The organism is Calothrix sp. PCC 6303 (genome assembly GCF_000317435.1).
GTDB lineage: Bacteria > Cyanobacteriota > Cyanobacteriia > Cyanobacteriales > Nostocaceae > PCC-6303.
In genome coordinates this window covers 5,336,632-5,359,810 of sequence record NC_019751.1, presented here as the reverse complement: position 1 = coordinate 5,359,810, position 23,179 = coordinate 5,336,632, and the positions used below count along the sequence as shown (strand labels likewise).

The window sequence follows — 23,179 nt, the reverse complement described above, 5'->3', positions numbered from 1 at the left end:
GCACAGGCTACGCCAACAATAATCAAATCGGATTCCTATATATGAACACTATTACTAATTATCGCATTACTGATTTGACACATGAAAATGATTTTATCTAATTTTTAACTCATTGGAAGATGCAATCTATTGCACCTCTAAATTTAAAATTTTCACTGTTATTCAACAAGCGATAATTATTGCCTGACTGAGAGAAGTTGATCAAATAAAATCTGTTATAAACCTCCCTTGTTAAGGGGGGAATTTTGCTTCACTACTCAGACTTTATCCGAAAATTTTCCCTCTGCCTTATTCCTATATATTTATCTAATTATTGATTATGACTCGTTTATCAAACTCAATTGAAAACTTAAAAAATCACTATAAAATAGTTGTTATCGGCTCCGGATATGGTGGAGGAATCGCCGCCTCAAGACTTGCTAGAGCCGGACAAAATGTGTGTATTTTAGAACGGGGGAAGGAGTTTCAACCAGGTGAATACCCAAATACAGAATTAAAAGCCATTGAGCAACTACAGATTGATTTACCCAATAAACATATCGGTTCAAAAACTGGTTTGTATGATTTTCATGTTAACAAAGATATTAATGTCTTTGTTGGTTGTGGTTTGGGAGGAACTTCTTTAATCAATGCCAATGTATCCTTACGTGCAGAACGTCGAGTTTTAGAAGATACCCGTTTCCCGCAAAAGCTAAGAGACGATATTAATACACTGTTGGCTGAAGGATATGAACGGGCTGAGGAAATGTTAAAACCCACACCTTACCCAGAGTTTGGTTTTCCTCCACTTCCCAAGTTAGCAGCTTTGGAAAAGTCGGCAGAATTCCTGAACGAAAAGTTCTATCGTCCCCCCATTAATGTGACTTTCCAAGATGGAGTGAATCATGTAGGGGTGGAACAGAAAAAATGTAATCTTTGCGGCGATTGTGTCACAGGTTGTAATAATAAAGCCAAAAATACAACGTTGATGAATTATCTACCAGATGCAAAGAATCACGGTGCAGAAATTTATACTCAGATTTCAGTTCAATGGGTAGAAAGACAAGGTGATAAATGGTTGATTCACTACCAATTACTTGGTTCCGGAAGAGAAAAGTTCCAAGCACCCACAATGTTTATCAGTGCAGATATTGTGATTTTAGCTGCGGGAACTTTAGGTTCTACTGAAATCTTACTACGTTCGGCAGCGCATGGGTTGCCTGTTTCGAGTCAACTGGGTGGTAATTTTAGCGGCAATGGGGATGTGTTGGCATTTGGGTACAACACAGATCAGAAAATTAATGCTGTTGGTTACGGGAATTTGCCAGCAGAAAAAATGGAAGCTGTTGGACCCTGCATTACAGGTATTATTGACATACGGGAACAACCACGTCTGGAAAATGGGATGGTAATTGAAGAGGGTTCCATTCCCGGTGCGATTTCTCGACTGCTTCCCAAAGTATTTGCAAGTGCTGGGGAAATTCTGGGGAAAGACACAGATAGTGGGATTAAGGATTTTGCCAAGGAAAAATTCCGAGAATTTGAAAGTAAAGTGTATGGTGCGCGTACAGGTGCTGTCAATAATACTCAAACCTACCTGGTGATGACCCACGACAACGCAGGTGGTAGGATGTACCTAGAAAGCGATCGCTTGCGGGTTGAATGGCAAGCTGTAGGGGAACAACCCATTTTTGAACGGGTCAATAGTCGCTTAACTGATGCCACAAAACCCCTGGGTGGGACTCAAATTCCCAATCCAGTTTGGAGTCAGGTATTTAAGCAAAAAGATTTAGTCACAGTACATCCCCTCGGTGGTTGCATCATGGGAGAAAATGCCACATCTGGAGTAGTTAACCACAAAGGACAGGTATTTGCAGATGTTCAAGGTGAAGAAGTTCACACTGGGTTATATGTCTGCGATGGTGCAGTTATTCCCCGTTCATTAGGGGTAAATCCATTATTGACCATTAGTGCGATCGCTGAACGCTGTTGTCGGTTAATTGCTCAAGATTATGGATGGGAAATTAACTACAATTTACCTGAAATGCCCATGGCAATAGATAATCCTGAAGGGGAAACTGTGGGAATTGAGTTTACAGAAACCATGCGTGGTAATTTCTCTCTAGAAAACACAAACATTGAAACAAAGTTTGAATTTACCCTTAGTATCATTGCATCTGATTTAGAAAAAATGCTAGCTGATGTAACTCATCCAGCCAAAATTATTGGAACTGTCACAGCACCAGCTATCTCACCCACACCCCTAACCGTAACCAATGGGGAATTTAATCTGTTTGTGGTGGATGTAGATGGGATAAATACTAAAAAGATGCATTATCGTTTCCCCATGTGGGATGAAGATGGCAAAATCTATTATCTTGATGGTTTCAAAATCATTCACGATCATCCTGGTTTTGATCTCTGGGATGACACCACAACTTTATATATCACAGTCCACGATGGTGATACTACTGATGCTGCCATTCTCGGTAAAGGTGTACTTAAAATTCAACCTCAAGACTTAATGCGGCAAATGTCCACAGTCCGCATCACCAATACCCAGAACCGACAACAGCGTATAGAATATACCGCCAAGTTTGGTAAATTGTTTCTTGGAGTACTATTTAATACCTATGGTGAAATCTTTGCTCGTCCCAGTGTTTTCAAGCCAGGTGCATTACCTCGGCAAAAACGCACATTACGAGTTAGCACACCAGAAGTATATTTTTTTCAAACTCCTGGAGAATCATCCGTACAACTGAGATTAACCAGATATCAAGGTGGGAAAAAAGGTCCAGTAATGTTGGTTCACGGTTTAGGGGTATCTAGCAGCATGTTCAGCATCGATACAATTGATACTAATTTAGTTGAGTATCTCTATGCCAATGAATATGACGTTTGGCTACTAGATTACCGTTCCAGCATCGAATTAGCTGCATCTCAAACCACCTACACAGGTGATGATATCGCATTAAAAGATTACCCAGTAGCAGTCGATAAAATCAGACAAATTACAAGCAGCGAGACTATTCAAGTCATAGTTCACTGCTTTGGTGCTACCACATTCTTCATGGCAATGTTAGCAGGATTAAAAGGGGTTCGTAGTGCAGTTTGTTCGCAAATGGCTACCCATCTAAAAGTGCCTTTGATGACTGCGTTAAAATCAGGATTTTATCTTGCCTCAACTTTAGAAATGTTAGGGATATCATCTTTAACAGCATATGTTGATAGTAATGCTAATTGGCTAAATCAACTTTATGACAAAGCTTTAAAGTTGTATCCGGTGGATGCTGGTGATGGGGATAACAGTCCCGTAAGTCGGCGAATTTCCTTTATATATGGGCAGTTATATGAATTAGACCAGTTAAATCAGGCAACATACAACGCCATGCATGAAATGTTTGGCATCGTAACTATGCGAAGTTTAGAACACATCGCTTTAATGATTCGCAAAGGTCATTTAGTTAACATTTTGGGGCAAGAAGACTACATTCCTCATTTAGAACGGTTAGCAATTCCCATAACTTTTATCCACGGAGAAAAAAATAACTGTTTACTCCCAAAAAGCACCGAAATCAGCCATAGATTATTAGCACAAAAAAACGGTAAACATCTATATACACGTCATGTAATACCCAATTATGGACACCTAGATTGTATTTTAGGTAAAAATGCTTCTTATGATGTTTATCCGTTGATATTGGAACATTTGGAAAAAACATAAGTAAGTGGATATGTGTAGTTCTGGATGACTTGTGAAAAATAAGATCACGTAGAGACGTAGCAGTGCTACGTCTCTACTATTTTGGTAGCTAAGTCAACACAAATAGACCTGCCCAAAAATTAAATTCCCTAAAAGATAGAATACAAAATTTAATTTTTACAAATCATAATATCTACAATATATAGCTTATGCGAATTAAATAGCATAATAAATTATGTGTAAGCTCAAAATTAGAAAATCCTATTTTTTGTCTCTAAGCTATCATCAACTATCTCAACCACTTATTGCTAAATTGAGCAAAGAGATCTAAGCAATCTTTAAAAACCTTGTACAGACTTCGTGTTACTATCAAGCAGGATGATAATAAAATGCCACAACCAAAATTAGATATGTAGCTAAGAGTAATGTCCCATCCAGCCAGTTTGATCGACCCGTGAAACTAATTAAATTTGTAACAATGGTAGCAACAATTAATGCCACCACCTCAAAGGGATTAAAATTGAGATCCATCGGTTGATGAATAAATTGTCCGATAAAAACTAGCAGGGGAGCAACAAATAATGCCACCAGTAAACTATCTCCCAAAGCTACAGAAACTGTTAAATCCATCTGATTCTTCAGAGAAAGTTGGGTGACAGTGACAACACCCGATACATCACTAATTAAAGGGATGAGAATAACTCCAACAAATAGAGGAGTGAGGTTAGATCCTGCCATTACCAACTCAACGACATTCACAAATAAATCCGACTCATAAGCCACCGCGACGGTGGAAGCCAATAACACTAGTAACCAAATCCATACCCGTGACTTTTCCTCATTACTAGCTTCCTGATTTATCGGATTTTCATTAACCAAACCCACCTCGTAAAGATAGCTGTGGGTTTTCAGGGAAAATAACAAAGTTAAGCCGTAAACAATCAGGAGAATTGTGGCAACAACTAAAGAAAGATTAAGAATAGCCGAAGCTTTCACCACATTGGAAGTATAAATCACCAGAGTCGGGAGAGCGATCGCTATCACCGCCAATGTCATAGAAGAACCATTAACTCTGGCTAGAATTGGTCTGAATTCTTGCTCTTTATAGCGAATTCCTCCCGTAAGCATTCCTATTCCCATAAACAGCAGTAAATCACTGAGAATACTTCCAGTTATACTGGCTTGAACAATATCTACTAGCCCTTGTTTTAAGGCAGAAAGAGCGATGATGATGGTGGTAGTATTGCCAAAGACAGCGTTAACTAATCCTCCTAAGGTTGGACCTGTAACCACCGCAACCCTCTCCACAGCCGTACTTAACCAGATTGAAAGAGGGATGATAGACAATGCCGAGGTAATAAAAACTGCCATTGCTCCCCACTGTTGCATATTAGCAACCACAGATAGGGGAATAAATAGCAGAAAGACAAAAGAAACAATTTTTCTTAAACTCATAAGTTAGCCATTTCAGCCAGGAAACATAAGGAGGGAGAGAAGGAAAATACTATATATAGGAATCCGATTTGATTATTGTTGGCGTAGCCTGTGCTTTGCACTAGACACGTCCTAAAACTCACAAGCTAATATTAACAAGGCTTTGAAACCAAATCTTGTTAAAAGTTTAAGTATGTGTAGGGTGTGTATTTCAGAAATCAAATATGAGTCCTATATTAATATAAGGGATCTCTACCCTATGAGTACATTAAGGGCAGGGACTAGGCTGTTGATTTTGTCAACTTATCAGAGAGTATTTTGAAAAAACATGAAATAAACTATAAAAGATTAGTCCTCAACTTTAAAATAAATGTACTTGAAACTGTAAAAAATATTCCTAAAGAAATATTTACAATGCTGATATTCTTACCACTTTGATGAATAATAATTGTCTCTAATATTAAAGAAGGTAATAATATACCAAGCGGGATTAAAAAATGATTAATTGCATATTTGTGCTTGAATAAAATTATGAGAAATGCCAAACAAAATCCTAGTGGAATAAAAGTTACTGCATATAACAATAATCGTTGTTCCCTAGGAATTAAATCTAAAAGATTAAATGCTAAATAGTTTCGCATATTATCAACATAGATTTGAACATTTGCTTGTGAATAAGTAACAACAATATTATGTGGTTCAGTGTCGATAAAAATACCTGGAACATATAATTTGATATCTGCTCCATTTTCCCCTGTCAGTGGGGTGCGTAACCTTAATATTAAGTCAGTTGCCTCTTGACCTAAGACAAAATTACTATGGGTTGTATCCTCTGATAGGGAAATAATTCGGGCTGGACCTCTCTGGTTTGCATTGGTAGTTGCAATTGTTGTGATGAGTGTAAATTCTGAAGTTGCACTTATCTTTTGAGTAAGTTCAGTTGCAGGCGCAGCACTCTCTAACCATTGATTCGGAGTTAAAATTGTTCCTAATTTTTCTACTTCTTGGTTTTCTAATGGATTTCCTCGCCATATTAGATCTGGTAGTGTACCAGTACGATCTTGATAATTTTGTTTCTGATTAAGACTGTATGAAGTAATTAAAGAATTACCAATATTATCTAATTTATTAGGTTCAGCAAGTAATCTAGCAATTTCAGTCGAAGAAATTGCCGTATTTGTAATTGCTAAATTGGAAATATAACCTGACCAAGGTCTATCACCTGTACGTTCATTACCTATTAATAATGGAAAATTTGGATTCCATGTTTTTAATTTACTTGCATATTGCCAAGGAATCGTGATGAGATATGCTAAAATTATGTAGGTAAATAAAAGAATGTTAAGCCGTTTAAAAGAGCGACTAATTTGACTGTTCTCTATTCGCATCAAAACTGAAATAAAGCTATTAGAGTCCCAAAGATAAAAGCAGAATAATCCTACAATTCCACCAATTGTATTATTCATAATATCCGCAGGAGTTGGCGTTCTCGAAGGTAGAAATAATTGCAATACTTCTACTGACGCAGATAAGCAAGCACTAATAACAATAATCGTCATCAACTTGGCTGAGATTGGAGTTTTTCTACGTTTTAAAATACTAGCTATCCCGAACCCTAGGGGAGCAAATAACAAGACGTTATTAACTTGATCAACGAGAAAACTCTGATTATTAAAACCATTGATCAGATTTGGGAATGAAAGGTTATCTCCAAGATAAAAGTTAAATGGATAAAGTGTGGCAAATAAAATTATAAATGTACTAAAGATCACAAGAAAAAAATCTAAGGAGAATCGATGAAATAAGGATGGAGATGAATTTTGAGGATTTCGCATATAGTAAATTAACTTAGAGAGTAAAAGTGCAAAATTACTTAGTCACATAATCTAGTCTAAATACATATACTAAATCTACGTATATTTACTGTTGATTAACGAGTAGATCAAGACAGTGGGCAGTCCCAATGAAAAAAATCACTAGCATATATGTACTTGTCTTTTTTATTATTCCCCACTCACTTACAAACCAGTGGGGCAAAGCCTATTTTTACTAGGTTTTTCAGGATTAAATAACTTTTGGTTATTTACGTCGTGCTGTAGTACATGAATCCGATTTGATTATTGTTGGCGTAGCCTGTACTTTGCACTTAAAAATTGAAGTACTATGTAGGGTGGGTTATGGCTTTAGCCTAATGCACCAAAACCTGGAAGACGCTGTGTTACACACCCTACACATGTTTCATAAATCAAATATGAATTTTATAGCTATCAGTCAGAGCAAAATATAAGTTCATCCTTAAGTAAATATTTAGGCAATGGTTTTAACTTTAATTAATTATCCGTATATAATTCTGTCTTCTATCTAGTTAATAGGCTATAAAGCTGCCGTAAAGAACAGACAAAAGTTATATTGAGTTGTTTAAGATTCTTTATAGCTGAACAAATCTTCATCTTTTCATAATCAACAGGAAGTATTTAAACGGACGTGATATAACTGACCATAGGTAGGTCGGGAGGGAGCGTCCAGTTTTGGCAAATAGCCCATCACCCTAGTATCAAGAGTTCTAGGGTATTTCTTCCAAAATCGGATGGTCATTAGAAATCTCAAAAACAAGAAAAAGCCGTCCTTCTAGGACGTAGCTACAAACTCAGTTTTCCGGCAAGATTTTGCAAATAATCAAGACTGTAGGACGAGACACAGGTATAAGAAGTTACATTATTCGTATTTGTTGATATAATTGTCTGCATCAAGTTACCAATGTCATAAGAAAGAGGTAATAGTTAATATTGGTGTACTCCTTGCCCAGCACGATACTAGTATCCTTAATCATTAGGGAAACCAGATATTTTGGCGTTGGCATTCCCTAAGTCTATGATGGATTTATCACAGTTATGAGTGAAATTAAACTGCGCTTCAAAGAGGGAAATACTGAAAAAACGGTAAAGGTACACCAAGATGAGTTCATTATGGGTCGTTTACCAGAATGCGACCTTTATTTGCCATTTGGAGGTGTTTCCCGTCAACATGCTCGTTTAATTAAAGTATCTCCGGAGGTTTGGGAAATTGAGGATTTGGGCAGTAAAAATGGGACGCAACTAAATGATCAAATTGTAACAAGTCCACAGCAGGTATATCACGGGGATATTATTTGGTTGGGTAATGTTAGCTTGGTAGTTTTATGTGCGGGTTCTCCTGAAAATTTTAATTTTTCCCAAGCTGATAGTTCAGAACAGCGAACGATCTTAAGGAATGTAAAAGAACTACAACAACTGTGGATACAAGCAAAAGAGAAAGAGGGGGATCATCTCAATAAGGATAAAACTATTGCTCGTCTCAAAGATTTGGTTGATATTGCCAAAAATCTCTCAGCGGCAACATCAATTGAAGAAATTTTTTCGCAGGTGAAAGAAGTTGTTTTTCGATATTTAAATAGTATTGATCGTTTAGCTTTATTAATTGATGTAAGTAATAGTTCCAAACTGGAGTTAGTCAATGCGGCTGCTCGTAGTGCTTATCAACAAAAATATTTGACTGGTGATTCAGACTGGATTAGTCATAGTATTTGTCAAAAAGTATTTGATGAACAAGTTGCAATTCAAACAGCAGATGCTCTTGCTGATGAAAGATTTGCTGGTGAGGATAGCATTTTAATTAAGGGTATTCGTAGCGCAATGGCTGTACCTTTATGGGATGAGAATAAAGTTGTGGGTGTTTTATATGCTGATGCTCATCTTTCTTCATATCATTGGACAGAAGAAGGTGAACAGGAGCTAAGTTTTTTCTCAACTTTAGCTAATCTTGTTGCTTCTAGTGTGCAGCGTTGGTTATTAATAGAAAAGCTGAAATCTGAGGAGATAATCCGTCAGCGTTTGGAGCGTTATCACTCACCCGCAGTTGTACAACAGTTAATTACTTTGGGTGCTTTACCGGATGGACGCTTACCACCGAAAGAGAGTGAAATTAGTATTTTGTTTGCTGATATTGTTGGGTTCACGGCAATTTCTGAGCGTTTAACACCAACTCAAATTGCGGAAATGTTGAATAATTTATTTGAAGAAATGCTGCAAGAGGTATTTGCTTATGGCGGCACTTTAGATAAGTATATTGGTGATTGTATTATGGCGTTTTTTGGTGCTCCTGAAGCCCAACTAGATCATGCCGAACGTGCTGTTGCTACTGCTCAAGCTATGCTGAGACGTTTAGGAAAGTTGAATGCAAATGGTTTTTGGCAAGAACCGATTCAACTACGGATTGCAATTAATAGTGGGAAAGCGGTTGTTGGTGATGTTGGTAGTTCGCAGAGGGTGGAATATACAGCTTTGGGTGCGACAATAAATTTAGCATCGCGTCTAGAAAGTGTTTGTCCACCTGATGAATGTGTTGTGAGTGAGGCTACATATGAATTACTTAATTCTACGGCAGCATTTTATGAGATGGGTGAGTACCGTTTTAAGGGTATTGATAGGTTAGTTAAGGTTTATCAAACGAAGATGCAATAACGGTTTAACCTAAAAAGCACCTAAATTATCTATTAGGGCAGACAAGGATATCCACCCCGCAATAATTCTAATAATTCAGACTGAAGTTTTTGGTCAATCTACACTATCAAAACGAAAAATCTTGTTTTCGGGGGATTATGACGACATCAAAAGTGCATTAAACCATACACTGTAAAAAGGCACAGAGTCAACAGCCTAGACGCAGACTGCTTTTCTATGGCTTAGTTTGGCGGGAAGAATATCTCAGCGTCAACTTCTCTCCGTTACAAAACAGACTTATTACTCATTACTTATTTTTTAATGTTGTTTCGATGGAACCTGAATACTGGAATTCACGAATCATCTGATGTGCTGGTGTTTCCCGTTTTTCCAATAATTTTTTTAAGGGTTTGAGTAAATTTATGTCGGGGTCATTACCGAGTGCGAGTTCAGATGCTGTTAAAATTTGGGTTGCGATCGCATAAATTGTTTCGTTATCAAAACCTTCTTTGCCGGAAAGCTGAAATAGTAATGCGTCGGGGGTTGTAGCTCGTCCTAGTAAAGTTTGATCTAAAATCATCCCTTTTAACAAAGTTAGTAAAGCTGCATATAGGGAAAAATCTCTACAGGTATCAAATGCTTTAAATTCAATTCTGCCGACTTCTGCGGGAATACGAGCAATTTTTGTTAAGGAAGGTACGCTAGTAATTAATTCGTCTTGGTTCTTGACAAATACTCTCGTTGCCGGACGTTTACCGTTACGAATAAATGTCCGCACTGATAAACCATCCCACAAAATACCATTATAGAAAGGAGAACTGTAGCTGAAAGGTATGATGTAGGGGCTGTAGTAGGTCAGTTTTTTGCCAATGTCGATAACTGCTGCTGTTGGTAAATCTGCAACCGAAATATTTAAATCTGGTCCGTAAGTCACCATGTAGATGTTAACTGTCTGTTCTTCTGGAGTTGCCTGTAGCTCCCGCTGTTCATATATATTCAGTGGTGGTTGTGGCTCGTATGCTGTTTGGTAGGGGTTAAAACTGACCACAACTGGTGAGAATCCGAAACTTTGAGCCGTTTGAGATAACAAATTATAGCTCTGGTTTAATTCTGCGATCGCATCTTCAATACTAGAGTGAATTATCGTCCTAATTTCTATCCCCTTGGGTACACATTCGGTTGTCTCTCCCGACTCTCCAAATCGCTCAAATCCCTCTATATACCATCTTTTTTTCCTAATTCCCGCATCTCCGATATGTAAATACCGATGATCGTCTGGATATTCCGGTAATGCCTCAATTATCTGACCAAAATCGGCGAATTTCACACAGGAAAAATCCATAAATTTTCCTGTGTAGTCTAGAAAGGCTACCTCGTGTTCAATCCCAAATTTGAACATAAATAATACTCTAATTTATGGTGTTTTACGGTTGTGAATTAATGATTTATCAGTATTTATCTGTGAGGTAGGTCACATTTTAGTCTAGTGGACAATTATTTTATCTCTCCAATAAATATCATACCTTATTGCAAAATAATAGCAAAAAAAACTAAATCTTAATGTTCAAACAAATACAATTTCTAGTTTTCACAGCAGAATGTTAGCAATTATTTTAGTAGCTGAAAGCTTTCGCAGCACTGGGCTAATTGCTTCTAAAAGTCTATTTTTCAACATCTGTGGTCAATTTTAAAGAAATCACTCTTACCGGAAATATTTAGATTCTATCTTTTCAAATATGTCTAAGGTGTTAAGTAACTCATCTAGAGAAGATGCCATTTTTATGTATAAAATAATTAAAAATTATTATCAACTATTTTCATTTAGTAAAGAAATATATATAAAAGAAGTACATTCGGTTAGTCGCATAGTTTTCAAATGAACGGATAACGACTGTTTTCTGAAAACAGAGTGCAACAAGTCGCCTAAGGTACTATGGACTTAAATAAATTTGAGGTGAAGATTTATGAAAAATGCTGTGCAATCACCATACACTAGTCAACAAATTACAGCTTGGCTGAGGGGACTTCTAGCCCTTGCTTGGGCTGATGGGGACTTTGACTCCCAAGAGCAGCAATTAATCGCTAGTATCACTCAACAGGAATTGTCTCCAGGAACTCAATTAGAAACCCTTGAAGACATTTCACCAGAGGAATTAGCTACAGTTTTTGGGGTTGGGACACCGATTGCCGAAAACTTTTTACGCACAGCAGTCATGGTAGCCATCGCAGATGGAATCTACAGCAAAAGCGAAGACTATATGCTACACCAATTTTGTAGAGCATTGGGACAGCCAGAAAACATTCTCGAAGCTCTGCGTCATACCCTAGAACACCCAGAACAAGAACCAAAACTGCAAACGATTAGTTCCTCCACTGCCCTCACCAAGCCCCAGCTAGATGCACTACATCCTTTACGGGAATGGCTCGATGGACTAGATATTCAAGATCCTAGAGTCGCCAGATTTTTATGTAAAATGATTCCTTCCCAATGTCCATTTGAGCGTGATGTCGTTTTATTTGGACGCAAAATTGTCCATATTCCACCGCTATGTAAACTAAATCCGATATACGAACAATTAGTAGGCTTACGTTTTCGCGCCCTTTCCTATCTTGCAGATGGTTGTGGTGAAGACATAACGCCTTATATCTGAAGTACCCTAAAACTTTGCCGTTCAAAACAAGTTTTTTAAGTTAAGTTAGCTTTTTCTTCCTCGTCACAACACGAACACTTTCCTTTGCTTACTAAGCTTTCTGGCACAGGATCATAACCACCAGGATGAAAGGGATGACACCTTAATATACGACAAACCGCCAACCAACCACCACGGATAGCTCCAAAACGCTCTACAGCTTCTATCGCGTAAGCAGAACAAGTGGGTTGATAGCGGCAAGTGGGAAGAAATAAGGGGGAGATAAATAAACGATATCCGCGAATTAACCAAATTAGTAATATTTTCATAGTTTGTGGCACATATCCGATAAATTGGTAGTAAAGATCAATTTCTACCTAACTATTGTTACATTTTGAATTAGTCGATTGATTAGTCTACTTACCGATTTTAAATCTAGCTATCCTTTATGGATCCAAATTACGAGTACAACAGCTTGGCTAGGGCTGGTACTGTTAATTGCCTGGTTAGTGTATCGTTCTCACAAATTTGACCACGAAATTGTGAGGAAGATTGTTCATATTGGTACTGGTAATGTGATTTTACTAGCATGGTGGCTGGATATACCTGCAATTTTCGGTATTATCGCTTCTGCGATCGCTAGTATTATCACTTTAATATCTTACAGATTGCCTATCTTGCCAGGAATTAATAGTGTTGGGCGCAAAAGTTTGGGAACATTCTTTTATGCCTTTAGTATTGGAGTTTTAGTCGGATTTTTCTGGTATATAAATAAACCCCAATATGCTGCCCTTGGAATTTTGATTATGGCATGGGGTGATGGTTTTGCAGCAATTATTGGGCGACGCTTTGGCAAACACAAATATCAGTTATTTGGCGGGCAAAAAAGTTGGGAAGGCTCTTTAAGTATGACTTTAATTAGCTATGTTATCAGTAGCTTAATTTTATTTAGTATACAAGGAAATATATGGCAAGTTTGGGTAATTTCTTTAATTGTGGCAATTGTGGCTACTGCTTTAGAAACCCTTTCTTTTTTGGGAATTGATAATTTAACTGTTCCTTTAGGAAGTGCTATGTTAGCTTTTTGGCTCAACCAGGTATTAAGGTAAATCAGTTGTTTTGTGCTTTGAAATTGATAATTATTGAATCAATCATCACGAGATAGTAGTAAAAGCCACCTCAATTAGGTAAAAAAAGGAGAAAGAATTAACTAGTAGAAAAAGGCAGAAGTAAGTAGGCAGAGAGCAGCGCGTTGCGGAGGTTCCCAAGGAAGCTTTGCTGAGTCGGATGATCCCGCAAACGTGCCGCCCCGTTGTAGCGACTGCGGAGACGCAGAAGGAATAAAGCCCATAAAACAAGCTTTTTGTCTGGTTACGATGGTAGGTTTATTTCCGCTGTGCTGTACTAGTACATTTCAGCATCAATGAGGCAACCACCAAAAAAGCAACAAAGTCTGGAAAATCTTATTTTTTCCTTTTGCCTTGACGTACTAGGCTTAACTCTTAACTCCTAGATTTTTCAGATTCTAATAGTTATTGTAATAGCCTTGGTTCTGGTAGTTGTTGTTGTGATGTCCACCACCATAGTTGTTGTTGTGATGTCCGCCGTGTCCGCCATGTCCACCATTATGTCTGTATCTGTTCTGGTGATGTCCACCATGGTGCTTACGATGTCCACCATTATGTCTGTATCTGTTTTGGTGGTGTCCACCATGGTGCCTGCGATGTTGGTAGGAGCATTTTTTGTAGTAAGTGGCAATTAGTTGAGGAGATTCTTCTACTACTCCTAAATTTTGGCTGGTGTGATTTTGGGTTTCACCTAAAAGTGAGACTTCAGTGTTGGTGCTAGCTTCAGCAGTAGCACTGCTCAAACCAATAGATGCAGGCAATACTAAAGCACTAATTACTAATTTCCAAAACATCTCGTGGCGCTCCTAATTTTTTGTTTTCTGCTGGTTTTACAGAGTTACGCTTAGAAGACTCAAGTGAATATCAAAGTTGATTTTTTGAGTCTATAGGAATTGGTTATCACGCTTAAGATGCTAGAGATAGTTAGTAGTAATCACTCTCCTATTTTGACTATAATTTTAATTATTTATTTAGGTTTTAATACCGGAAATAAAGTTATGTCTAGTAACATTGTCATAAATGATGCTTTTTATCTGATTCAACTTCGTCCATAATCAAACACGGGGTTTTTTAAGCAGTTCAAATGCCTTAAACAAGGAGGTAAGGTAGATGCGTAAAGCCTTAAGGCATCAAAGAAAAGCCGCTTGTTGGAGATTAGCATAAGCCCGTAATGCTGGCTATGCCTCCTCAAGTTTTGATGCAAAACTACGGTTATCAAAATAGACGAGATTTAGTAGGTAATAATTACCAGTTTAATTTCTTAAGGTCGAGAGTCCAATATCCGATAATTAAATTGATATTTTATTAGTTCAGCTTAGGGATATATAATTTAAATAACGATTTTAGTTTAACTACTGGTAATTAGTAAATATACTCATTATCACAATTTAATTGCTCATTTTCAAAACAAAAATTATTCACAGTCGTAGTATAACAATGAGTTTTTTTGATTATTCTGTGCCGCCTTTGCGTCGGAAACAGGAAATTCTTGATATCAATGATTTGGATGGACTGATAAAAGTTAATTGGCAAATCGGCAAATTCCGATTTTACTCCAGTTCTTACACTCGTGTTGATCAAGCTTTCATCTTATGGGGTTTACTTTTAGTTCCCATGTTTTTGACTGCACAATTTACACCAGTTAGTTGGAGTTTACAAGCGCAAATGTGGTCTGCACTTAGTGCTTTTGGAACAGTGATGACCGTACTATTGACTAGTAGATGGGTACACACCAGAAAGGTTACTTGGATACTTTACTGCTGGGTTGTATTGATGGTGGTGGGAATCGGGTTAACTGATTTAGCAGTTTTTTTAGGTTGGGTGGATGTTTTATTAAATTTGTGTCCTATTTGGTTAGGTTTGAGTACATTCGGTTATTTATGTACTGGATTAGCTGTGCGATCGCGTACTCTACTGGTTGCTAGTATTCTACATTTTTTGTGTATTTTTCTCCTCCCTTATTTTGGTGGTTGGCATTACATAATTACAGGGATGTTGATGACACTATGCTTACTACTTTTAGCTGAATTTGAATGGGATCATCGGTAAATAGCTGTAGGATTTATGCGTGCGGGGGGAAGTTACTGGGGAGATATATCGCTAGTACATGAAGGCAGAAGTAAAAAGGCAGAAGGTAGAAAAGCTTACAAGCAAAGCTTTTTACCAAAGTATGATGGTCGTTTTATTTACGCCGAACTCTACTAGACTGACAAAGAACCAAGCTTGTAGGCTGATGGGCTATTTGCCAAAACTAGATGTTCCCATTAACTCATAAAGCTAATTCATATACTCAGCAAAAATCTACCATGAGGTATTTATCATTCAAAGCTATCGCTTTTATACTGGCGATACAAAGCTTATATCCCCAAAATCTTCATGGTAGATGTCTATATCCTCGATCTTCTTTTCATTGGTGTACTTTTACTATTGGTTACACTAGCTTCAGGTTTTATTTCACGTTTACCTCTGTCTTTCGCCCTAATCTATCTAATTGTAGGTATTTTCGTAGGACCTTATGGATTAGGACTGATTAAATTACGTCAAGAAGGAGTATTTAATGCTGAACTTCTAGAAAAAATCACCGAACTTGTGGTGATAATTTCTGTCTTTAGTTGTGGCTTAAAAATTCGTCGCCCACTGAGCTTAAAGTACTGGGATATTACGAAACGATTAATTGTATTTCTGATGCCCATTTCCATTTTTTCGCTAGCTGTAGTGGGCAAATTATTTTTAGGAATGAATTGGGGAGAAGCTATTTTATTAGGTGCAATCTTAGCACCAACAGACCCTGTTTTGGCATCAGAGGTACAACTAACAAATATAAATGATCAAGATGAGTTACGCTTTGGTTTAACTTCTGAAGGTGGTTTAAATGATGCTCTAGCTTTTCCCTTTGTTTATTTTGGTCTTTATGCCTTAAAAGATGATAATTGGAATAACTGGCTAAAACAATGGGCTGCAATTGATTTAATTTGGGCTATCGCGGCTGGCATTGTGATGGGAATTGTCGTTGCTAAAATAGTAGTTTGGTTCGATAATAAAGTTCAAAAACGTTGTCGCGTTGATGAGACGATGGAGGATTTTGTAGCGATCAGCACAATTTTGATAACTTACTCATTAACAGAAATTATTAACGGTTATGGATTTTTGGCGGTGTTTGTTGCTGGATTAGTTATACAGCGTAGTTATAACAATAGTGATAAAGCACTACAACAATTAGAATTTGTGGAGCAAATTGAGAAACTATCGGAAGTTGGGACAATATTAATATTGGGAACGATATTATTATTTCAGCCTATGGTAAATTACGCTTACCAATCTTTAGTAGTTATAGTATTTTTGTTATTAGTAATTCGACCTGTAGGAGCTTGGATTAGTACAATCGGTAAGCGCTTACCAAACTCACGTAATAGAAAAATGGACTTAGTAACTCGTGGATTATTAGGCTGGTTTGGTATTCGTGGTGTTGGTTCTTTATATTATCTAGCCTATGCTTTTGGTCATGGTTTGGAAGGGAAAGCTGGGGAACAAATTGCCTGGATCACTTACACAACTATAGTTATGTCGGTAATCATACATGGAATTACCTCAACCCCGTTGATGAATTGGTATGAAAGTAAAATTAGCAAGGATGAAAATACAACTTTACCATTTACCAAATGCAGTTGATTAGAGAGTTCCAAATAAGAAAATATCCCAAAACTTATTGTGGTGCAGGCATCTTGCCTGCTACTAATACAAGAACAGGCAAGATGCCTATCTCACAATATTGGATCGTCTTTTTTTGTGGAGTTGTCTTAAGGGATTTACGAAGAATAAGCTAAAACACATTTAAAATTTATGAAACACAAATAGGGTGTGTTATCACGAAGTGTAACGCACCAAAAACCGAAAGAGGCTGCGTTAGCCTAAAGCCATAACACACCCTATGTATAAATTTTTAAGTGCAAAGCACAGGCTACGCCAACAATAAATCTAATCGAATTCCTATATATTGTTTTACCAATGATTCGACTTGCTATGTTTGTATGGTGTACCTGTAAAAGGTTGAACTCCCGTGTTAGGATATCTATCATCGGTAGGGCTAAAAACTCTCATTGCTGCTTCTACAACATACCGTGTGGCATTAGCTATCTTTTTAGAAATTTCCATACTGCTAAACCTCTAAATTTACTAGGTTTTACGCTTGTACTCATACTTTAGTTTCTGATTTATTGCTTGATTCAGTTTGGTAATATATTGAAACTTCATGCAATAGTTCGCTATTTAAGTTTTCTTATTTTTACTATATTGAATAACTCACTTTCATTGATGACTATTTTTGTAAACTAACACCAAATGATTTTGCTAGCAGATAAAGTTTAAAGTTTAGGCTTGATTTAAATTGGATCTGAGAAAACTAGCGATCGCTTAAATAAGGCGATAGGGCTAAAGTTTTGGTACTATCTGCCAGAAGAACGCGATCGCAAAGGCTAAATAACTCCATCTCTGTCTGGGTTTGTCGCATCAATCGCAGAAAATCACCTTCAGGATCAACTAACAAAGCAATATAATTAAGGAACATTTTAAGGTAGCCTACGCGCGCTCGCTCTGGCATATTTGAGGCTGTGGGAGTTTGCCATAAACGATCAATATACTTGCGTACCTCCGCTAGAGGAACAGACGCGATCGCTTCTTTCCGCAAAGCCTGTCGAATTTGCTCAAATAACCAAGGATTTCCTATTGCCCAACGTCCCACCATCACACCCGCTGCACCAGTTTGCGAAAGTACTTCTAGGGCAGTTTTCGCCGAGCTAATATTACCATTGGCAAGCACTGGACAATTGACTCGTTTCACCGCTTCCGCAATCAAATCATATTTTACTGTCCCGTGGTACATATCTTTGACGGTGCGACCATGCAAACTTAGTAAGTCAATTTTATGGCGGTTTACTATATCTAGAATTTGGTAAAACGTGTCCGTATTTTCAAAACCCACACGCATCTTAACAGTCAAAGGGCGATCGCTCACAGCATTGCGTAATTCTCCCAAAATCCAATCCACTTTTTCCGGTTCTCGTAACAATCCACCCCCAACATTTTTACGATAAATTCTCGGTGCTGGACAACCCATATTCAAGTCAACCCCAGCGATATTATGACGGCAGAGTTCCTTTGCTGTTCTAACTAAGTGGGGAATGCTTTCACCAATCATTTGAGCAAAAACAGGGCGACCTGTATCATTTTCAGTAATTGATGCCAAAATGTCACGATTAAGTCGTGAGGTATCATTGACGCGAAAATACTCGGTAAAGAAGTAGTCAGGACTCCCGTAGTGGGCAATGACTTTCATAAACCAGAGGTTTGTCACATCCTGCATCGGTGCAAGGGCAGTCAGGGGTAGGGATGGATTGAGTGATTTAGGAAGCGATACCTGGGACATAAAGATGAACAGTCTTCGACAAAGCACAACTTTACCAAAAAATCGTAGGGGTAAAACGTATCGTTTAGACGTTGAACATCTCACCCAGTCTCGCTCCCATGCTTTGCGCTACGGTGTACACACAAGTCTTGAATTCCCTAGATTTTCTGTAATCTCACACTCGCCAACGGTTGAAACCACTGTAAAATTCAGTTATATTTCCTTAGATTCTAGTCAAAATAGGCGATTATGGTTGAGGTAAATCTTCTAATTTACGATTGCCAAAAAAGCCATAAATTTATTTTGAAAGTGCTGTAAAGTTTAAACAAGCCTAATTTAAATGTTTTAACAGTTCGTAAATTTATGCATTTTTTTTATTCTATTAAAAATAATATTATAATTTGTAGAAAAATAGCCTATCGGTATTTAGCTATTTTGCTGATTATCCTTACCTTCACTGTCAGCGGATGCCAAATTCAACCGTCACGAGATGATTCTCAAGTTATCCGTTTGACTCTCTGGCAAGGGGTTAATCCACCTCCAAACCGTGATGTGCTGCAAAAATTGGTAGATAAATTCAACCAAACACATCCCCAGATTCAAGTTGAATCGCTATATGTTGGACAAGCAGATCAACAAATGCCGAAAATATTGGCAGCGGTAGTTGGGAATGCATCCCCAGATTTATTATGGTATTCTCCCACCATTGCCGGACAATTGGTAGAACTGGATGCATTGGTAGCTTTGGATGAGTATTTAGAAACGACCCCTCTTAAAGATGAAATTGATCCAGCTTTGTTTGCAGCGCTGGAATACAAAGGGAAAATTTGGGCAGTTCCATTTGCAACTAATAATGTCGGTGTATTTTATCGCCCTAGTTTATTTAAGGCTGCGGGAATTACTGAATTGCCTCAAACCTGGGAAGACTTGAGAAAAGTTGCCAAAAAACTAACTAAGGATACCAATGGTGATGGCAAAATCGACCAGTATGGAATGGTGCTACCCCTTGGTAAAGGAGAATTTACGGTATTTACTTGGCTACCATTTTTGTGGAGTGCTGGAGGTGAATTAGTTCAAGGAAAAACACAACAGCCAGAAGCGGTACAACTGGGAAATAATCAGAGTGCGATCGCTGCCTTGAAACTTTGGCGTAATTTATTAGATGATGGTTCTGCCATTTTATCAGGCTTAGAACGTGGTTATGAAACAGATGCTTTACTAAATGGAAAGGTAGCAATGCAACTTACAGGACCCTGGACTTTAGGAGAATTTCAAGCCAGCGGTAAAGATTTTGATGTTTTCCCCATACCAGTTAGTAAACGTCCAGCAACAGTTATTGGTGGAGAAAACTTGTATGTATTAAAAACTACGCCAGAACGCCAAAAAGCCGCATTTGAATTTGCTAAATATGTCATCAGCGAAGATTTTCAAACCGAATTGGCATTAGGAACAGGCTATTTACCCATCAACATCAAATCGCGCCAAAGTCCCAAATATCTCGAATTTGCCAATAAACAACCAGCAGTGAAAGTTTTTCTCAATCAAGCCAAATTTGGTCGCAGTCGTCCAGTTTTTCCCGGTTACAACCGCATTTCTGATAACTTAGGACGAGCAATTGAATCTGTAATTATGGGTAAATCAACACCTGAGCAAGCATTAAATGAATTGCAAAAACGTCTAGATTTAATTTTTAAAAACTGAGTTTAATCACTAATTTTGTACCTGAATTAATGATGCAATTAAATTAATACTTAAAGCCAAAATAGTTGTATTGAAAAAGAAAGATAAAATCAATACCTCTGCCAAATTAAGAGGATTCAACGCCCGTAGAAACGTGATGAATACGCCCTAAAGAAGTAAGCTTGGCAAAAATCCGGGTTAATAAAATAGGCTCAGGGATTTCTGGAAGCATTTTTAAGATCTCATGGACATATCGAAAGCCACGATAATGAGCCTTAAGATCAATAATGCCGGAGTCAGGATTCAGGATGCGGAAATCAGCGAGAAGATGATGAGATAAATTAACCATAAAGAATGCTAGATTAGCAGCATTAGTCACCGCAGTTTGACCGATGTTCATAAAGTCTTCCAATCCCCAAAATTGCTTGGCATCACGGAAGTTAAACTCGATCTGAAAGCGTAGTTTGTAGTAGTCAATTATTTTCTCAGATGACAACTTTAGGTCACTAGAAAACAGAATTACGTGACTGCGAGCATTAGTTTTCAGATTTGTTTTCACCAAAATAACTACATTCAGGGACTGGGCAAATTCTTTGTGCAGTAAAGTAGCTTGGTAACTATCGGTTTGGATATCCTCTTCGATACTACTTTGACGCAAATATTCATCAGAAATATTACGCCAGTCTAGTTTATCTCCGTATTTACGGCGTGAACGATGATTAGGGTCAGGATTTTGGTAAGGTATGTATAATGCTGAATCGTGGCGTAACTTGGAAATTATATGTAAGTTGACCTGTCGAGCCATCTGCAAAGCATTATTGTTTCCAAAATGACCATCTAAGACTAAGTAAGTCAGTGGGATAAAGTTAGCTACCAGCTTGACTAGCTCATTAATCATCTTCTTAATTCTGAGTAATTCAGATGTGAGAATTACTTCGGTCTTGTTTTTATTTTTACTCCCTTTTGGTCGTCCACGTCCACGTTTTTCTTTGGCTTTTATTTCTGGTCTTGGCGATACACTACTTTTTTCTATATCGTTCTTTATTACCTGTTCTATTTGAATCGGAAATGAGTGCCTTTGTTCAACACTTACTAATGATAATGTAAAGAAAGATAGCCCTGATATTGGCTTACTTACTAGGCTGGAAAAGAATCTATCCAACCCATAAGTTTTTTTCCCAGATTTACTTACTACAACTTCATCTCCTGCAAGCAAATAAACCTCATTTGCACGGAACAAATGCTTGCGGAAAAATAGCCAAAACAATGTCGCCCAAGGGATTACCGTATGAAAAAATCTCAACATCGTCCGATAACTACCACCACTACCTGTCCAACGAGAAATTCCCAACATAGTGACTCGCCCGCTCATCGCTAACATTGCCAAGATTATTTGGTTCAATTGCTTCATCGTTGTAGCATTTATCTGCGGCAGGAAGCACTGTAACAATGATAAAATGTCAAACATGGGCGCACATAGTGGTTTTTGAGTTGTCGTTGTGAGAGACAATAACTCTACTACGAAACGCCCTACCTCTTCCTCTTCATCCTCTTACTTTGGCGAAGGTATTGTAAAATACTATGTAATAAAGTTAATTTACGCATTTGCCGCGATGTAGCTTGCACATCTGACACTTGGCTTGTCATTCAGATTCCAAATGAGAAATACAAAAAATCCCAATAATTTGGGTTGTCCTCATTTGGAAAACTTAGACCGCCAGCATTTTTATGTACATCAATTAGACTATCCTGATAGTAAGTATATGCGTATTGCATTGTAAATGTTGTATGTACTAATAGCCATGAGGAAAAGATGGTGATAAACGCCAGCAAAATATGAAAATAGGAAATAAGAATAGGAACATCTTTCTTATTATTCAGAATAAATACAATAGCTAAAATGCTGGCACATGCTGCCGCAATAATTATGCTAAATACTGCAATTCGTCCCTCATATTGACGTTGAGCCTTATTTCGCATTTTTCGTGGTGTAGCTTGAAGCATTGTCCACCAAGTCAACGCCAAAAAATGAATATTCCCGATATTCCAAACACATAATAGCCGTGTGGATACATATAACCAGGAAGGCAATGATATCAATGATATCATTGCTAAAATTGTAGAAATTAATAATCGATGTCTCGAGTCAAAAGTTTTAAAAAAATGTGTTTTGTGTGACACTTATCACCGAATTATTTGATTTTATTACCGATAGCGGCGACTAAGAAGCTTTGCAGGTCGGGAATTCAGTGCATTGCAAGTATATCAACTTGAAGCATCTAGTGGAGAATTCCCTAACCTACATAACTAGATTAGATGAGTAATTAATTATTCAAGGCTTAATCTACTGCCCGAACAAAATAATTGATCACACTGGAAACAATCGATAAGACAATTGAACCGATAAAAGCCGCACCAAAATCTCTGACAATAAAGCCATAACCAGGAGTTAATTTACTTGCTAATATCAACATCAAAGCATTGATTACAAATGTAAATAGACCAAAAGTGAAAAAAGTAATTGGAAAAGTAAAAAAGCTCAAAATAGGACGAACAAAAGCATTTACAAATCCAATTACTATTGCTGCAACCAATGCTGCCACAAAACTCTTCACAGTTAAACCTGGTACAATATTGGCTGTGATAATTAGTGCGATCGCAGTCCCTAACAAAGTCAGTAAAAAGTGTTTCATCTTGTAAAACTACTAGAAAGTGAGATGAAGCAAGGTAAAACTCACATGAAGTTC

Annotated in this window: 16 protein-coding genes and 1 pseudogene; 7 read left to right on the top strand and 10 right to left on the bottom strand. The window is 37.6% G+C overall.

Annotated elements, in window-relative coordinates; translation table 11 throughout:
* Positions 1-319 precede the first annotated feature (319 nt).
* Positions 320-3,703 carry an alpha/beta fold hydrolase gene (locus CAL6303_RS21695; protein WP_015199977.1) on the top strand — a complete coding sequence of 1,128 codons (3,384 nt, stop codon included), beginning with the start codon at positions 320-322 and terminating at the stop codon, positions 3,701-3,703.
* A gap of 348 nt (positions 3,704-4,051) precedes the next feature.
* On the opposite strand, the gene cax is transcribed toward CAL6303_RS21695, so the two are convergent.
* Together cax and CAL6303_RS21685 are read right to left on the bottom strand one after the other, a co-directional pair.
* Positions 4,052-5,137 (bottom strand): calcium/proton exchanger, encoded by a 1,086-nt coding sequence (gene cax / locus CAL6303_RS21690; RefSeq protein ID WP_015199976.1) that lies wholly within the window; start codon positions 5,135-5,137, stop codon positions 4,052-4,054.
* 317 nt (positions 5,138-5,454) lie between these two features.
* The gene (locus CAL6303_RS21685) at positions 5,455-6,951 is read right to left on the bottom strand and encodes a VanZ family protein (RefSeq protein WP_015199975.1); all 1,497 of its coding nucleotides are present in this window, start codon (positions 6,949-6,951) and stop codon (positions 5,455-5,457) included.
* A 1,056-nt stretch (positions 6,952-8,007) separates the two neighbouring features.
* Here CAL6303_RS21685 and CAL6303_RS21680 point away from each other — a divergent pair.
* Positions 8,008-9,615 carry an adenylate/guanylate cyclase domain-containing protein gene (locus tag CAL6303_RS21680; protein WP_015199974.1) on the top strand — a complete coding sequence of 536 codons (1,608 nt, stop codon included), beginning with the start codon at positions 8,008-8,010 and terminating at the stop codon, positions 9,613-9,615.
* A 286-nt stretch (positions 9,616-9,901) separates the two neighbouring features.
* Here CAL6303_RS21680 and CAL6303_RS21675 read toward each other — a convergent pair whose 3' ends face one another.
* A complete protein-coding gene (locus tag CAL6303_RS21675; protein ID WP_015199973.1) occupies positions 9,902-10,993 on the bottom strand; it encodes a hypothetical protein in 1,092 nt (363 codons plus the stop codon).
* 565 nt (positions 10,994-11,558) lie between these two features.
* Between CAL6303_RS21675 and CAL6303_RS21670 the strand changes: the two genes are divergently transcribed.
* A complete protein-coding gene (locus tag CAL6303_RS21670; protein WP_015199972.1) occupies positions 11,559-12,245 on the top strand; it encodes a Mo-dependent nitrogenase C-terminal domain-containing protein in 687 nt (228 codons plus the stop codon).
* A 35-nt stretch (positions 12,246-12,280) separates the two neighbouring features.
* On the opposite strand, the gene yidD is transcribed toward CAL6303_RS21670, so the two are convergent.
* A complete protein-coding gene (gene yidD, locus CAL6303_RS21665; RefSeq protein WP_015199971.1) occupies positions 12,281-12,553 on the bottom strand; it encodes a membrane protein insertion efficiency factor YidD in 273 nt (90 codons plus the stop codon).
* Between the two features lie 78 nt (positions 12,554-12,631).
* Here yidD and CAL6303_RS21660 point away from each other — a divergent pair, with 78 nt between their 5' ends.
* Complete coding sequence (locus CAL6303_RS21660; RefSeq protein WP_015199970.1) at positions 12,632-13,333, top strand: diacylglycerol/polyprenol kinase family protein; 702 nt, start codon at positions 12,632-12,634, stop codon at positions 13,331-13,333.
* Positions 13,334-13,749: 416 nt separating this feature from the next.
* Here the strand turns inward: CAL6303_RS21660 and CAL6303_RS21655 are convergent, their stop codons facing one another.
* On the bottom strand, positions 13,750-14,145 hold the full coding sequence (locus CAL6303_RS21655; protein WP_015199969.1) for a hypothetical protein: 396 nt from the start codon (positions 14,143-14,145) through the stop codon (positions 13,750-13,752).
* Between the two features lie 643 nt (positions 14,146-14,788).
* On the opposite strand from CAL6303_RS21655, the gene CAL6303_RS21650 reads away from it, so the two are divergent.
* A complete protein-coding gene (locus CAL6303_RS21650; protein ID WP_015199967.1) occupies positions 14,789-15,400 on the top strand; it encodes a hypothetical protein in 612 nt (203 codons plus the stop codon).
* 327 nt (positions 15,401-15,727) lie between these two features.
* The gene (locus CAL6303_RS21645; protein WP_015199965.1) at positions 15,728-17,020 is read left to right on the top strand and encodes a cation:proton antiporter; all 1,293 of its coding nucleotides are present in this window, start codon (positions 15,728-15,730) and stop codon (positions 17,018-17,020) included.
* A gap of 330 nt (positions 17,021-17,350) precedes the next feature.
* Here CAL6303_RS21645 and CAL6303_RS30865 read toward each other — a convergent pair whose 3' ends face one another.
* Complete coding sequence (locus CAL6303_RS30865) at positions 17,351-17,503, bottom strand: hypothetical protein (RefSeq protein ID WP_015199964.1); 153 nt, start codon at positions 17,501-17,503, stop codon at positions 17,351-17,353.
* 247 nt (positions 17,504-17,750) lie between these two features.
* Positions 17,751-18,773: a tRNA-dihydrouridine synthase family protein gene (locus CAL6303_RS21640; protein ID WP_015199963.1), complete on the bottom strand. Its 1,023-nt coding sequence runs from the start codon at positions 18,771-18,773 to the stop codon at positions 17,751-17,753.
* A gap of 342 nt (positions 18,774-19,115) precedes the next feature.
* Here CAL6303_RS21640 and CAL6303_RS21635 point away from each other — a divergent pair, with 342 nt between their 5' ends.
* The gene (locus tag CAL6303_RS21635) at positions 19,116-20,453 is read left to right on the top strand and encodes an ABC transporter substrate-binding protein (protein WP_015199962.1); all 1,338 of its coding nucleotides are present in this window, start codon (positions 19,116-19,118) and stop codon (positions 20,451-20,453) included.
* A gap of 106 nt (positions 20,454-20,559) precedes the next feature.
* Here CAL6303_RS21635 and CAL6303_RS21630 read toward each other — a convergent pair whose 3' ends face one another.
* The 3 genes and pseudogenes from CAL6303_RS21630 to CAL6303_RS21620 all read right to left on the bottom strand — a co-directional run bounded on the left by CAL6303_RS21630 (position 20,560) and on the right by CAL6303_RS21620 (position 23,125).
* The gene (locus CAL6303_RS21630; RefSeq protein ID WP_015198005.1) at positions 20,560-21,900 is read right to left on the bottom strand and encodes an IS4 family transposase; all 1,341 of its coding nucleotides are present in this window, start codon (positions 21,898-21,900) and stop codon (positions 20,560-20,562) included.
* A 62-nt stretch (positions 21,901-21,962) separates the two neighbouring features.
* A pseudogene (locus CAL6303_RS21625) lies at positions 21,963-22,451 on the bottom strand (DUF1345 domain-containing protein).
* A 320-nt stretch (positions 22,452-22,771) separates the two neighbouring features.
* Positions 22,772-23,125: a phage holin family protein gene (locus CAL6303_RS21620; RefSeq protein ID WP_015199961.1), complete on the bottom strand. Its 354-nt coding sequence runs from the start codon at positions 23,123-23,125 to the stop codon at positions 22,772-22,774.
* Between the last annotated feature and the right edge of the window lie 54 nt (positions 23,126-23,179).

Bases quoted from the DNA above. Each gene is read 5' to 3' on its own strand.
- CAL6303_RS21695 (WP_015199977.1), top strand. From the start codon at position 320: ATGACTCGTTTATCAAACTCAATTGAAAACTTAAAAAATCACTATAAA.
- cax (WP_015199976.1), bottom strand. From the start codon at position 5,137: ATGAGTTTAAGAAAAATTGTTTCTTTTGTCTTTCTGCTATTTATTCCC.
- CAL6303_RS21685 (WP_015199975.1), bottom strand. From the start codon at position 6,951: ATGCGAAATCCTCAAAATTCATCTCCATCCTTATTTCATCGATTCTCC.
- CAL6303_RS21680 (WP_015199974.1), top strand. From the start codon at position 8,008: ATGAGTGAAATTAAACTGCGCTTCAAAGAGGGAAATACTGAAAAAACG.
- CAL6303_RS21675 (WP_015199973.1), bottom strand. From the start codon at position 10,993: ATGTTCAAATTTGGGATTGAACACGAGGTAGCCTTTCTAGACTACACA.
- CAL6303_RS21670 (WP_015199972.1), top strand. From the start codon at position 11,559: ATGAAAAATGCTGTGCAATCACCATACACTAGTCAACAAATTACAGCT.
- yidD (WP_015199971.1), bottom strand. From the start codon at position 12,553: ATGAAAATATTACTAATTTGGTTAATTCGCGGATATCGTTTATTTATC.
- CAL6303_RS21655 (WP_015199969.1), bottom strand. From the start codon at position 14,145: ATGTTTTGGAAATTAGTAATTAGTGCTTTAGTATTGCCTGCATCTATT.
- CAL6303_RS21650 (WP_015199967.1), top strand. From the start codon at position 14,789: ATGAGTTTTTTTGATTATTCTGTGCCGCCTTTGCGTCGGAAACAGGAA.
- CAL6303_RS21645 (WP_015199965.1), top strand. From the start codon at position 15,728: ATGGTAGATGTCTATATCCTCGATCTTCTTTTCATTGGTGTACTTTTA.
- CAL6303_RS30865 (WP_015199964.1), bottom strand. From the start codon at position 17,503: ATGGAAATTTCTAAAAAGATAGCTAATGCCACACGGTATGTTGTAGAA.
- CAL6303_RS21640 (WP_015199963.1), bottom strand. From the start codon at position 18,773: ATGTCCCAGGTATCGCTTCCTAAATCACTCAATCCATCCCTACCCCTG.
- CAL6303_RS21635 (WP_015199962.1), top strand. From the start codon at position 19,116: ATGCATTTTTTTTATTCTATTAAAAATAATATTATAATTTGTAGAAAA.
- CAL6303_RS21630 (WP_015198005.1), bottom strand. From the start codon at position 21,900: ATGTTTGACATTTTATCATTGTTACAGTGCTTCCTGCCGCAGATAAAT.
- CAL6303_RS21620 (WP_015199961.1), bottom strand. From the start codon at position 23,125: ATGAAACACTTTTTACTGACTTTGTTAGGGACTGCGATCGCACTAATT.